Source organism: Pantoea sp. QMID4 (assembly GCF_030270445.1).
Taxonomy (GTDB): Bacteria; Pseudomonadota; Gammaproteobacteria; order Enterobacterales; family Enterobacteriaceae; genus Pantoea; species Pantoea vagans.
Genome location: NZ_BSXL01000052.1, coordinates 1 through 255, shown reverse-complemented (window position 1 = coordinate 255; position 255 = coordinate 1). Strand labels below are relative to the sequence as shown.

Sequence of the window (255 nt, the reverse complement as noted above, 5' to 3'; positions counted from 1 at the left end):
TGGGCGACGCGGACAACGCCGCCGACCTCACCACCGCCAGCGTGGCCTCCGCCTACGTTGATACCGTCTCCGTGGGCGCCGGCTCCCGCCTGGTCTGGCAGAAGGACGCCGACTGGCACGTGCTGACACAGGGTGATGACGCGGTCAGCAACGCAGGCACCCTGGTGCTGAACGGCGGCAGCACGCTGGGCAGCAGCGTGACGAACACCGGCACCCTCGCCCTCAGCGACGAGCAGGGAAGCGCCGCTGAAATCA

1 protein-coding gene is annotated in these 255 nt (G+C 69.4%); it reads left to right on the top strand.

Annotation, left to right across the window (positions count from 1 at the left end):
* The coding region (locus QSK07_RS22795) for a hypothetical protein (protein ID WP_285723311.1) at positions 1 to 255 on the top strand (255 nt) is incomplete at both ends.